This window comes from Bacillus sp. KICET-3, from assembly GCF_033261025.1.
In the GTDB taxonomy this organism is placed as follows: Bacteria; Bacillota; Bacilli; order Bacillales; family Bacillaceae; genus Bacillus; species Bacillus sonorensis.
Genome location: NZ_CP137345.1, coordinates 2,178,561 through 2,191,915, shown reverse-complemented (window position 1 = coordinate 2,191,915; position 13,355 = coordinate 2,178,561). Strand labels below are relative to the sequence as shown.

Annotated in this window: 11 protein-coding genes and 2 pseudogenes; all 13 read right to left on the bottom strand. The window is 34.9% G+C overall.

Annotation, left to right across the window (positions count from 1 at the left end; genetic code table 11):
- Nucleotides 1-290: 290 nt before the first annotated feature.
- Nucleotides 291-1,052: a DNA-methyltransferase gene (locus R5H20_RS10985; protein WP_082142532.1), complete on the bottom strand. Its 762-nt coding sequence runs from the start codon at nucleotides 1,050-1,052 to the stop codon at nucleotides 291-293.
- 88 nt (nucleotides 1,053-1,140) lie between these two features.
- Nucleotides 1,141-1,338, bottom strand: a complete 198-nt coding sequence (locus R5H20_RS10980) for a hypothetical protein (RefSeq protein ID WP_048355945.1) — start codon at nucleotides 1,336-1,338, stop codon at nucleotides 1,141-1,143.
- A gap of 11 nt (nucleotides 1,339-1,349) precedes the next feature.
- Nucleotides 1,350-1,934 carry a nucleoside/nucleotide kinase family protein gene (locus R5H20_RS10975; RefSeq protein ID WP_048355944.1) on the bottom strand — a complete coding sequence of 195 codons (585 nt, stop codon included), beginning with the start codon at nucleotides 1,932-1,934 and terminating at the stop codon, nucleotides 1,350-1,352.
- Between the two features lie 174 nt (nucleotides 1,935-2,108).
- Nucleotides 2,109-2,252, bottom strand: coding sequence for a hypothetical protein (locus tag R5H20_RS10965; protein ID WP_164918157.1), 144 nt, complete (start codon nucleotides 2,250-2,252; stop codon nucleotides 2,109-2,111).
- On the bottom strand, nucleotides 2,249-2,467 hold the full coding sequence (locus R5H20_RS10960; protein WP_006640523.1) for a YorP family protein: 219 nt from the start codon (nucleotides 2,465-2,467) through the stop codon (nucleotides 2,249-2,251). Before R5H20_RS10960 ends, R5H20_RS10965 begins: the two co-directional genes overlap by 4 nt.
- Before the next feature lie 4 nt (nucleotides 2,468-2,471).
- Nucleotides 2,472-3,182: a 3D domain-containing protein gene (locus tag R5H20_RS10955; RefSeq protein WP_118310541.1), complete on the bottom strand. Its 711-nt coding sequence runs from the start codon at nucleotides 3,180-3,182 to the stop codon at nucleotides 2,472-2,474.
- A 9-nt stretch (nucleotides 3,183-3,191) separates the two neighbouring features.
- A pseudogene (locus R5H20_RS10950) lies at nucleotides 3,192-5,753 on the bottom strand (DNA polymerase III subunit alpha); the annotation flags it as partial.
- 288 nt (nucleotides 5,754-6,041) lie between these two features.
- Nucleotides 6,042-6,974, bottom strand: a complete 933-nt coding sequence (locus R5H20_RS10945) for a helix-turn-helix domain-containing protein (protein ID WP_053071255.1) — start codon at nucleotides 6,972-6,974, stop codon at nucleotides 6,042-6,044.
- 62 nt (nucleotides 6,975-7,036) lie between these two features.
- Nucleotides 7,037-8,434: pseudogene (locus R5H20_RS10940) on the bottom strand (PHP domain-containing protein); the annotation flags it as partial.
- A gap of 15 nt (nucleotides 8,435-8,449) precedes the next feature.
- Complete coding sequence (gene recJ / locus R5H20_RS10935) at nucleotides 8,450-10,171, bottom strand: single-stranded-DNA-specific exonuclease RecJ (protein WP_046132617.1); 1,722 nt, start codon at nucleotides 10,169-10,171, stop codon at nucleotides 8,450-8,452.
- A 3-nt stretch (nucleotides 10,172-10,174) separates the two neighbouring features.
- Nucleotides 10,175-11,308 carry a hypothetical protein gene (locus tag R5H20_RS10930; RefSeq protein WP_046132618.1) on the bottom strand — a complete coding sequence of 378 codons (1,134 nt, stop codon included), beginning with the start codon at nucleotides 11,306-11,308 and terminating at the stop codon, nucleotides 10,175-10,177.
- 16 nt (nucleotides 11,309-11,324) lie between these two features.
- Nucleotides 11,325-12,839: a replicative DNA helicase gene (locus tag R5H20_RS10925; protein WP_088272892.1), complete on the bottom strand. Its 1,515-nt coding sequence runs from the start codon at nucleotides 12,837-12,839 to the stop codon at nucleotides 11,325-11,327.
- A 14-nt stretch (nucleotides 12,840-12,853) separates the two neighbouring features.
- A complete protein-coding gene (locus R5H20_RS10920) occupies nucleotides 12,854-13,324 on the bottom strand; it encodes a hypothetical protein (RefSeq protein ID WP_046132620.1) in 471 nt (156 codons plus the stop codon).
- Between the last annotated feature and the right edge of the window lie 31 nt (nucleotides 13,325-13,355).

Sequence of the window (13,355 nt, the reverse complement as noted above, 5' to 3'; positions counted from 1 at the left end):
CTTATCAAGCCGATCTTCAATAAAATCCAGGTCATTAATTATGAATCTATAAGGATGACTAATGTTCCTTTCCTCCAATCAGTATGTATGGATAATCCAACTATTCACCAGCTTGTGGTCATATGTGCGCTCTTGAATCTCACAATTGAATGCTCTTCTTCTGTTTATGTATGCAATAGCTTTCTTTTTAGTCGGGAATTTAAGGTTGACCCTTGTCCCGTTCCATAAGACTCTAAAATAATTCTCCCCCAAATTCACTTACCTTTCTCTGTTTAAATTTGATATTTTATTTAGATTTTTATGTAACTGCTCAGGCGTTTATTTGCAATTTCACAATACTCTTTACTAATCTCAGTGCCTATGTATTTGCGATTATTTAAAGCAGCCATCTTGGCCGTTGTTCCACTACCCATAAAAGGGTCAAAAACAATGTCTCCTTCCTTAGACCACGATAAGATATGGTCTTCGGCTAACTTCTCTGGAAATATTGCCGGATGTTGAAAAGCTATTTTGTCACTAGTGCTCTTATGCATACCAACTAAATAACTCCAAATATTCCCCTTAGTCTTTTCATCCTTAGTAACTAAGCATACTGATTTTCTTCTTACCGCGGGATTGCATTCCTCAATAGAAGCTACTCCACCTCTTTTAGAATAATCATATTTCATTCCCGCGGTTCGACAAGGTTCTTTTCTTGGATTAAACACGTTTGGTTTTCCTTTAGAAAAAACGAACGTATATTCAAACTCTTGTTCATACCTGTTATGGTTTTGAGGCAGCGGATTTTCTTTTCGATAAATCATTGTATCGTGCAGATTAAAGCCAATTTCCTTAAAGAATAGAGCCTGTTTAAAACTTGTCCCTGACTCAGACCCTTTGTGTGTTTTGTCTCCAACAACCCAAACGACCACTCCTCCCTTTTTTGTGATTCTGTACAACTCTTCAGCAGTTTTTTCGAAATTAAATGAATAGCCATTGTAATTTCTTAAATCATCATAAGGAGGAGAAGTAACTGTTAGATCAATGGAGCAACTATCTATGTACTCTTTCATAAACTTAATACAATCGTAGTTATGTATCTTGTTTAGAATCTTGTAATCTATTTCTCTTCACGTCCTTTTTCTCTTTAAAAGAGATATTTTATACAATTGTTTTCTCAAAGGTAAGGCTGTCTCTTCTAATTTCCCGAAGTTTGGCCTTTAGTTCACTTGTCTCTCTATCAATCTCCAAATAGCCATTTACTTCTTTCATCACCTTAACTTCTTTTTTAGATTCGAGAATTTCAATGACTCTTTTCATTTCTAAAATTAGAAGCTGCTTTTTCTCTTCTTGACTCATCATAGTCCTCCTCAATCGTTTTGAATTTGTCTAAATACGAAATCAACAACCTCGTCTTGATTCATGTGAGCAGTATCAATTTCAATCAACTTCACACTTCCCTCGCAATCCCAATCAATATGTCTTTTTAATTCATCTATGAATTTATAATAAGAATCCTGCTGTTTTAATGATTCTTCCACACTTTCCTCCACTTGAGCAAACAGAATCTTATCTCTTTTCAATCTTTCTTTAAGCACATCCTTATCGGATACCGTAAAAAAGAAAATGTAGATTTCGTCATCGAGTGTAGGTAGCAATTTACACAGGCTCTTAAATTTTTGATGAAAATCATATTCTTTATATAGGGATGAGAACACCATTTCTGTTGGGAAGAAACGATCTAATATCGTTGTATAGCCACTCATCTTTGACTTCCATTTGTGAAAGAGCTCAAACATGCCATCATAATAATTAGATATTTTCTTAAGCCCAACTTCACCATCTTCGTGGAAACCTGTCGGATTAATCAATGTACTATGCTTCAGCCGCTGCCTAAGTTTATAAGCTACTGAAGATTTTCCAGTCCCTCTTGCTCCCTCTAAAATTATCAGCATTAATCCACCTCCTTTCGAATTTTATGGAATCCCAATACCTCATAAGATCCATCTTCATATTGAACTTCTACTTGATGATATCGTTCGTCCACTGTTTTTACAGTAGCTCTTTCGCCGGAATGGTTAACAATGACTTTCTCATCAACTTTGCACACTAAACACACATCCTTTTAATTAGTACAAAATAATTTCATCAAAGTCATATTCCTCATACCCAATTCCATCAAAATCAATTCCAGCTATTTTGTTTTCATGATCTATGTATGAAATAACCCCAGTTCCCATTTCATCTACGTATGCCTTTTGGTTAAGCTTCAATATGTATCACTCGCTTTATGTATTAAATTCAGTTCCGACTCTTTGTATCTTCCAACCTCTCCATTAGTGAAATGAAGAACATCGTAATCATATTGCCAACTGTTTATTCGATCAATAATAATACCTTTAAGCCCAACATACGATGGCATTCCATATTTGGCGTTACTGTTGACCTCAACTTCATCATTAATGTCGTAAGACCAGTACTTCGGCAATAAATCATCTCCCTTTTTTAAGAACTGTTACTTTAACATTTTTCCGGCCAAAATCTTTTGCAATTGATTCAGATCCAACAAGAACATCAATCCTATTTCCTTTAATATCTCCTCCTGTGTCTATTGCGTAGGCTTCAAATGAATTGCTGCCGTATGAAACTCTGACTAATGAATTTAAAGGGATTAGAGAGGGATCAACAGCAATGACCCTCTTCCCCCTGTAGTAAATCGTATTTGACACGTCGTAGCCTGTTTTCGTTGTACCTATGCAGCCAGTATCGCAAAATGAAATGTAGGCTGTGGCAACCATACTAAAGACTTGAGCTTGTTCTTCAGGCTTCTTTTTTGTTTTCTGCTCATATCTCTTCTCCTCACTCTCGTAACTCACTTTTAATTTGTTTTTATGTTTTTTCTTTTTTATTTCTTCTACTTTTATATGTAAATACTTATCTTGCGCTTCATTAATGATCTCTTGACTTGTCTTTAAATGCGGCAGCACCTCACTTTCAAATTCGAAATCCCAAATGTTGAGTTTTTTATAAAATGGCTCTTTTATTGGGTCTTTGTTTGGCTGCATTAATTGATCATTCATTGATTTGTATGTTAATGTTGATCCCACCCCCAGTAAGAAGATAACTGAATATATCTTTATTTCTTTATAGATATTATATACTTTTAATTTGTTTAAGTCTATCAGTTTTTTGAAAATTTCCATCACATCCGTTTATATTTGCTTTCTTCCTGTGGTTAAAATTAAGTTACCTTCTTCGTCTACATCTTCAATCTTACATACAGTATGCTGATAGACACTGTTTTTATATATCTTAGGAATAAAGTTGTTCCCTCGTCTAAAACCAGTAAACATAAGCAATGTTCCTCTTGTATACCAGGACTTCTCAATAACTTCTTTCTTTCCGTTCACGTTATGTGAAATTTGTTTATTATAATGACTGAAGCTCCCCGCCCATTGTTTTACGGTAACAACTCCTGTAGGAGTTAAGAGAGTAACTGTGTGCTTGGTTTTGTCTCTGTCTAGAGCAGTGCCTATGATTCTTGAAGTCTCATACTCATATAATTCTTTTCCTCTCCATTTATATGGACTGCCTTTAACTGGTTCTTCTGGCAACTGATAAAAGTCAACAATGTTATACTTTGAAAAATTCACATTTCTTAATTCATGATCATGGTAGTAGTAACTTAGTGAATCCATTTCCCATTTGCCATAAGATCCACTTGCATACTTTTCCCATTCTTGCATAAAAAGACATTCATTTAGCTTTATTAATGGCTCTTGGGTTCCAATCCAGTTTTTTAACTTCAGCATTTTTTTGTCGTATTCCTTTTTAAATGCCTTTTCGGATATCACAAGATGACCGTTATGTACATCAACAATGCTGCTCTCATCAAAGTGTTCATTATAAAAAGCAGACGCTATATCATCAAGTAGCAGTAATTTATCTTTTGGAGAATCGATCTTTTTAAACACTCTCTTGCTAATATAGTCTTTAAAGCGAAAAAATCGTATTTCTAATGCAAAATCCTCTGAAACTAAATTGTTTTCAATAAGCATCTTCAAATTAGACATGGTTAGCTTACTTTTAGGTTCAGAAATTAAAGAAATAAACGATTTCATTAAATCTTTTCTCTCCCCAAATGAATCAAAGCAGCCCCCTTTGATCAGTTGAATAACCTGTCCTTTCTTTATGATGCCACTGTGGTACATCCTTTCTAGAAAATCTTCAAAATCAGCATAAGGCCTATTGCTGATGATTTGATGAACAACCTCGTCACCGATCCCGTTCATCCCCTTCATCCCAAAAATAATTGAATTATTTTCAATATCAGCCTTGAAACCAAATCCCGCTTTGTTAATATCAGGCAAATCAACTCTAATACCACGGCGCCGTATATTCCCTATTGCAGAAGCTACTTTACCGTAATCTGTTTTTTGTGTTTTCTTCTTTTTGTCTGGGTCATCAAATTCTTCTTCAGTTTCAACACCTCCGCTGTTTACAGTCAAGCAAGCCGTATTCCAGTATAAAGGGTTATACCGATAGTTTAAGTTCAATTCTTGTAACGCAATAATCGAATACGCCAAAGTATGAAGTAAACTGAAACTGTAGCCAAACTGTCTTTTAAATTGAACATTCCATACATAATTCAAAAGGTTGTCTGACGCTCCAATTTCCTTCCCCTTTTTGAAGAATAATTTTTGAACCTCTTTTAACACATCCTCTTTTTTCTTTGCTATGGATTTTCTTAGATAATTTGACTCTTTAATATCGAACCCAGCTATTTCATTATCCATTACCATTTGCATGACAACTTCTTGAGTGTCAGCAACCCCATAGATGTCTTTCAAATGTCTCTCAATTACCTTTATTTCATCATCACTTAGGCCATATTTCCGCATTTCTTCATACCATAGTGATAAATTATTTTTATATTTCACATATGTGTCTACAGGTTGCTCTTCCCCATCGGACATGAGTCTCATTAGAGAATTTGTAACTGCTGCCTCAAGCAAATTTTTAGGTTTAACTTTAATTACAGCTTGGTGGCCGACCTCGGTCGAAAATTGGAACAAGTCCATTACCCCTCCATTTCCGGCCATCTCCCACAACTTTGCATTTTCATACTCAAGTACATCAGGATGAATGTATTTATTGTATGTTTCTTTTAAAGAGCCCTGCCATTGAATTTCTTCATTTTCGATCAATTGATCCAGTGTTACCCGAATCTTATCTAATGCTTCAATTGTAAGAAGATCAAATTTTACCGACCCCATTACTTCACTGTCGCCCATATTGAATTGTGTGATATAAGCCCCTTTAGGAGTTTTCATCATTGCATTAGACTTGGTGTACTCATTATTAAAAATGATAACCCCAGCAGCATGTGATGAGCGCTTATTAGTTAGTCCTTCGATTTTCAAAGCAGTTTCTTTGAGGTTAGGATAGCGTTCAACTTCCCTAATGAATTCCTTAATTGGCTTCCTGCCTGTTTCTACATCTCCATAAAAGCAGTGCTTTAAAGGCCAGTTTGATCCTCTTTCGAAAGGAATCATTTCACTTAAAAACTGAGAAATATCGTTATCAATCCCTAATCCCCTACATGCTGTCTGAAGAGCAGACTTAGAACCTTCAGTCCCAAATGTAGCGATCTGCAGTACACGTTTTTCACCAAATCTGTCTCTAAGCGCTTTAAGTATTTTTTCCCTTTTTGATCCTTCAGTGTCTATATCAATATCCGGCAACTTCCCTACCCTCTCTTTCGAGATATTTCTCATAGTGTCTTGGCACTAATCGGGAATAGACCATATCTTCACCCTCAGCACAATCTGTTAGGGCTGCCCCGCTTCGCAGAATTATATTCCACTACGTTCCTTTGAACTGGTCGTTGAACCTTTACCATTTTACAGGCACTTGGCTGCTGATTGCCCAATCATTATTCTTTTCAAACTTTCACGTTCACCGTTTCCAGTCACGTTGTAGTGAATAATGCTCTAAGGGGTTCCCAGCAATTCGAGGCTCTTTAAGCATACTGTTTCCAATATGCACGACTATCGTGTATCTTAATTTACCTTATTTAAAACTTTTCTTATGTAGTCTCTAGAAAAACCAATGATTCTATGAATTTCTGATTTATTAGTTATTCCATCATGAAAAAGGCCAAGAACTTGTTTTTCTTTATCTTTACTAAGAGCTGTTCTATATTTTTTCACATACCTTGTTATATTGGCTTCTCCGCAGTCAAAATGTTTTGCAATATCTTTTCCCGTGTATCCTTTTCTAAGCATCTCTACCATGTGTAAAGACTTGATCTTAAACTCTAATTTATTTATCTCATCAATACATTGATTAATTTCATTAAGCAATATTAAATCCTGATATTGTTTAAACTTTCTATCTAAATAAATTGTTGCATTATTGTAGAGCTTGTTTGCAACATCTAATGATTGCTTATTCCCTTTAATTCTAATTTGTGCAAAAGACTCCACATCTTTTTTGTTTATTAACCGCAAATTTTGCTTATTTAATTGACTTAAAATAAATTCGCATACCTGTGGCGTTCCACAAAAGTTTACTGCATAAGTAAGGTATTTATCATGAGTGGTAAATCCTCCATCTCCATCAAAATAACCCCGAATATAGTGAAACATTAAATTAGGTGGTATTAACTGTTCTGTAGGTGGAATAAGAGTTTTTGACTTTCTTTCAGTCACACCTAATTTCAGTAAATCTTGAAATATTTTTCTGCTGACAATTGATACTCTGCAGCTATTAGTGTTTTGTATTATTGGATAATTCGAGTCTAAGCATTTATTGAATTTAACTAAGTGATTAACATCTTTGATATTTAGACTTATTTCTAAAATTCTTGATCCAGAATTTTTTTTAATATACACACAACCATCAGCACTTATAAACCCCAACCAATATGCCTTTTCCTCAGTATCAATTGTCTCAAAAAAGGAATCATTAACCCTATACTTTCTCTTGTTCATAACATCACCTCCTCTTTGTTTATTTCGGTTTTTCTTCAAAATAAGGTAAGTTAAGATTGACAATCTGGCCTTGATTTATGAATATGCCTCCAATGTGGTAAATCATATTGCATTGGATTAATTTGTGTATTGTCAAGCAAGTAATTGATTAAGAATCCCGCCGCGCTTCCTCTTGCAGCACCAACTAAACTGTCTCCACCGCATTCATCATCCCAAATGATATTAATGATTTCCCTTACAGTTATGTAATAAGAGGCCATAGATTGGTTTAGCTTTTGGCTGATCTCCCAAAGCTCACCCAATTCAACATTAATCCTGAATAAAATTTTATGGAATCCATCTCTGGTTAGGTCGTCTTTTAATAATTTGGCTTCAAACCCGTCTTCAATAAGCTTTAGTAAGTATCTGTCTTGCTCCTCCTCCGACTCTGACATCTTTTTAATGTATTCATACTTCTCATAGGCTGGTTTAAACAAATGCCTAAGTTCAAAGTTAGGCAGTTCCATTTTAGGAATAATGGGCTCGTGCTCAATCGTATAATCTTCTATCATCTCGCCAATTAAAAGAGTGTTTTGAATTGCTTCTTCAACAATCTCTTTATCAATATAATTCATTCTTTCATGGATCTCATCTATATTCTGCACAAAACAAGCTTCATAAAATGAGTCGACTTCTCTTTCCCCATCTTTGGCATTTAAGAATGCTTGGTGTATGGCTCTGTCTTCTGGTCTTAAATAGTGAGCATCAGTGGTTACAATTCTTTTTAAACCATAACCATCTGCTATCTGAATCAACTTTTTATTACAATAAATTTGTTCCTCGCTCAAAGCTGGTTGTAGCTCTATAAAAAATTTGTCTTTCCCAAACACATCAATACACCATGTGATGAACTGATGTATTTTTAATTTATATTCTTTGATTAGATCAGGATCTCCATCGCCCTTTTCGATTTCCATGATCTTCTGTAAGTAGATATTTACTTCTGAACCTAGACAGGCCGTGGTTGCAATTATGTGTCCAGGATCTTTCTTAAGAAGTTCTTCGACATCCCGTTTTACAGTTGGCACCCTTTCCATTGTTCCAGTATAAAACGAGTTTTCCCATGCTTTAGAAGATAAAATTCGTAATTGCTCATGACCTTTAGGATCAACGGCCAACATTAAAAAGTGAGGAAATTTTGTTTTACCTGGCTGGTAGTTGTCTCTTACTTCTTCTAAGGAATCAACCAGATATGCTTCATTACCAAGGATAAGTTTAAAATCTTGAGGCATTTTCCCCTCTTTTTTCATGCTTCTAACAGTTTGTATTGCTTCTAGATGTGCTGACAGAACTTCATGGTCTGTAATAGCGAGTCCTTTATAATTCATTTCCAAAGCAGTTTCAAGTAAGCCCTTAACTGAATTTGTGGAATCCAGCAGCCTGATGTTACTTTTACATGTATGACAATGACATCCAATCACAGCAATCCCCCCTATCTAAAAAACAAGTGCTTTTTTCTTTGTTTTTACCACCTCCATCTCTTCGATTTCAATCTGAGGTGTTTCTTTACCCTTGTATTCATTTACTTTGGCTTTTCCGATTACAGTAAGAACCAATCGATCTCCTCTATTAACGAGAGATTCATAGAATTCTTCATCGCTTTTAAATCTTATGTACTCAATACCGCCAACCTTGAACTTGACAGTGTTTTTTGTTTTTTTGCCAATATGACAAATATCCTCTTTATTTATTTCAATATCGGTAATGGCAAGTAGCGGTTCTTCGACTTTATATCCCCAATAGTCTTGGTAACTATTAATTAGCTTTATAAATCGTTTAGTGAGATTGCTCGCAGCGATCTCAAAGTCAACTTCATATTCATTTTGATTAATCACAATATCTTTTAATTTATGATTTAGAATATCATTGACCTGGATTAAATTCTCTGGTGCAATGCTGAATCCAAATGCCTCAGCATGTCCCTCTACAAACTCGAATTTACCTGTTTCCTCTAAAAGCCGTTTGAAATTTTTTACTGCCCCTTTGTCGTATCCCCTTCCTGATCCCCCTAGAGTTCCATCTTCAAGTTCCCTAGCCAATAAAACTGGTCTCTTGTATTCACTTGCTAATTGGTTCGCAACAAGCCCAGCCAAGTTCTTGTCTAAGATACCTTCAATATAAACTATCAAGACCTTATTTTTTAAAAGTCCTTTTTCTTCAATCCGCTTCTCGATTTCCAATACCGCACTGTCAACTAATTTTTTTTGGCGTTGCTTAATATTCCCCAGTATTCTTGCTGTATCCCAATGAATCGATACCAGTTCGCCCTCATCTTTTCCTCGCTTTTTGTAGTATACTTCTTCATTAGATTCAAGCAGCGATCTCATCATCTGATGCTTCTCTTCTTGGGAACCTATTCGAATAGCTGCATTAATTAATGGATTGATATAGAACTGTGTGCTCTGTATGTTCTTTTTCCCTTTGGTTGAGTATTCTTGTTTTATGAAGAGCTCTCTAATCAAAGGATTCCTTACCTTTTTGAGCCCTTGATTCATATAGTATCGTGTCTCTGGCTCCCTTGAGTCTGCCGAATCCGCAATGTTCCCGACAGACACAAGATCTATAAATCGTTTTGCTTCATTTTTCCCAAGTTTATCATCTAAGGCTTGGCACAGCTTATAAGCCATTCCCGCTCCAGTTAAAGCTTTATTTTTATACTTTGGCGAAAGCTGATTATTTACCACGATAGCATTTTCGGACTCCTTATCACATTCATGGTGATCAATTACTATAACATCAATCCCTTTTTGTCTAAGGACATAATGCTCTTCATATTGATTAGAGCCTGCATCGGGTATTAATACAAGATCAACGCCTTCAGGAATAGTTTCTAAAATTATCCCGTGCTGTTTCCCTTCATGTATTCTCCATTCAACATTAGCTTCGGGGAAGAGTCTCTTTATGTAGTTAATAATAATAGAGCTTGAAGTAACTCCATCAACATCGCTATCCACCTGAATAAAAATTCTAGCCTGGTTTCTGAGGTGCTTTATTAGGCATTCTGCTGCTTCATCAATATTTTCTAAGTCAGAATAATGATTGACTACGTCCTCTGATAAATTTAAAAAGCTTTCAACGTCTTCAATCCCTCTGTTCTTTAGTATGGTTTTTAGAGGAGAAAAACAAAAATCATTATTACCAATTAAATTATATTTCAAAAACTATTCACCTTCTCTTGTTCCAATTTCAATTTTATTTCTCATCAACTCCTCTAGAATTTCTTTTCCTTTGTCTGCTGGGCTGTCTTTATAATCAAGTAACCCTTTAGTATCCCAAAGAACATATACACGCATAAATGGCGAAAATTTTGCTGCTAAATTCAATATTTTTTCTTCATAATTTTTTAGGTTTTCTTTGTACTTTTCGTTGCTTTCACCTTCCTTAATCCCTCTAAATTTATCTAAAGCAATAAACACTTCTTGCACATCCAAGGAAAGAAGAATGTCTCTATGGAAATTTGAAATATTATTTGAACAAACAGCGCAGGTGAAATTCAAATCCCCATAGAAATCTTGACATTTTAATACTGATTTTTCTGATTCGAAAATCATCGCCTTTTTCAAGCGTTTAATTGCTTTTTTTGTTTTATGTAATCCATAAAGGTTCATCATTGTTTGGTGATTATACATTGTATTCCCGACGGTTAACGGCATATACTTTCGGCCATTGTCAATATCTTCTTGGATCATTGAACGTCTGCGTATGCCAATTAATCTCCCATTAATGTCTCTGTGAGGAATCACTATGCCTTCCTCTCGATTTCGAAAATAATATCCGATCTCGAATTCCATTATGGTTTCATAACTAATTCCTTCGTTTAGCCACGCTTCATGAGGATATTTCATAAAAACATCTAGAACTGTCTCACTATAGGCTGGCAGCGTAGTATCAATTTTTTTCCGTGTTTTAAATTTAGTAATCCAATCCCAATCATCTACTATGTGTTCCTTTGGGGTTGAAGATAGAAAACCAAATCCAAAGTTTTTACCTGATACTTTAACCACAAACTCAATCGCTTGTGTAAACGTTAGGGAAATACCTTGCTGTTTTTTAGATCGGATAACCAGTTCATAAATATCAAAAGTATCGCCACATTCTGTATAACAGTGAAACTGTTGTGCCTCATGATAGTAATAAAGTTTAAAACTCCCGTTTGTTTTATTGTGACATACTGTTCTATAGATTGGATTTCCGTTGCTATCAGTTTGATATGTTTCGCTACCAAGTTCCCTTAAAATCTTATGTATGTCTTCAATTGATAAACTTTCTTTAACTTGATCTTTGTCGTATCTCAAAGGGCTTTACACCCCGCTACCCTGCTTTAATAATTAATTTTTCAATTTGAATCAATTCATTATCAACATTAGTAACAAAGCAATCTTTTATTCTCATGTTCCCCATGTTGATATGTGAAAAGACTTTAACTTTATCATGTTCGTTCCCTCTATTTTTAAATACATGAGTTACGAAGTTTGGCTCCGGATAGAATCCAGATTTCAAAATAACATCAACCGCTTCTTTTTCTTTCTTGCTTAATGGCAAAACAATCATTGCAGCGTCAGTTTTATCTGCGATCGCTTTACTTCCTCTTAAATAAGTAGCATCAATTTGAAGCCCTCTTAGCCAAGCGTCTTTCCACTCACCATTTAACTGTGTTGCACTCATCATATAGATATCGTATTTGTTGCAAAGTGCCTTCAACTTATCTGACATGAGCAATAGTATTTGATCTTCTCTAAGGTTAACTCCACTTTTCTTACTCATTTCAGCGAAGATTGTTACAGATGAATGAATATAATCAAAATAAACATATTCAACTGCATTTCTTATGACGTTTTTTTCAATAGTTCTTTCTATTTCTTTGATATTGAAATCAGGCAAATGCTCAAACCAAATGGGTGATTTTTTCAACACCTCAGCAGCTTTTTTTACTCGCGCTTTTTCACTCTCTGTTGTGGTGTTTCTCAGTATATTTTTCTCCTCAACCCCGCTGATATAAGCTAAAGCTAAACTTTGCAGCTCTTCAGAGATCATTTCAGTTGAAATGACTACCGACTTTTCCTGAAAATCATTTTTAACCCATTTATTTTCTTTTAAATCATAAAGTTGATCTGCACTTAGCCTGCAAGCGTCGGCCACCATATTACGGGTTTTCCCTCCGCCAGTCATACTCGATCTTAAATAAAATTTCTTTTTCCTAGATCCACGAAAAATAGACGTTAACATCTCACTATTCATTGGAACCCCAATATCCGGTGATTGTTCAAGTCGCTTGAGAAGCTCGTCTATTCCTTCCCCACCTTGAATTCCGATACTGTCAGAATTTGTACTGAACTTTTCTTTAATTTCAACGATTTTCATTTCATAAAAAGAGAGAATGTCTTCAATTGATGTCTTATCAAATTTTTCCTTCATTATTTCTTGATCTTTGGGATCAATTATTGATTCATCATATATCTCATCAATATTGAATCCTAGACCGACCATCTCTCTGAGAAGGCTAAATTTTTTCAACCTGTTGTAGTAGTAATCAAAGTTTTCAACAACAGCCAATTTTTGAATTTGTTCGATATACTCATGTCCATTGTTTTCATTGAAAATTTTGTATTGTATATCGTAATCTCTAAGATATCCATCAATTTCAATTTCGTTAATGACTTCTGTTCCTTGATGAAATAAGTTATACATCGCAAAGAAAAGAATTGAGTGAAAACGTTCAGGGAAATCACTTGCTGTAATTTGGTATTTGTTGCTGTCCGATAAAAGCGAAGGTTCCTTTAAGATGCTGCCTAACACTTGAATAATTGCTTTCTTGTCTTGTAACAAATGAACTCCCCTTTCTACAAAGTAGATATATCAACAATTTTTGTATTTCTTCTGCTTTGTTTTTTTATTACAACAATTCTCTCTCTCTGTTTTTGATTTATTGCGCTTTTCACTGATTCTTCAATGGCCTTTTTCTGAAGGTAGTCTTTTTTCGCTTCTTCATAAATGAATGGAACTATTCCCAAACCATCACCTTCACGAACTGGATTACCCAAGGTTTCATGAAAGTACCTTAATGCTAATTCAATCCCTTTTAATTTATATTTATACTCCTCTTGAAATTCTTTAATTTGCTTAAGCATCATCCCTGTTGGAGCTTCTATTTTATATAGTTCACATATGTATTTGATTAACTCTTTCCGATGTTCTGCTTCCATCTTCCATGTTTCAAAACATTGCTTGTGATAATATCTTTTTTTATAAGGGATTGCATCATCCTTGTCTAAATAATTTTCACAGTATGGACATTTAACACGACGTGCCATATACTCACCTCTAAATAAAGAGGGAGATAAA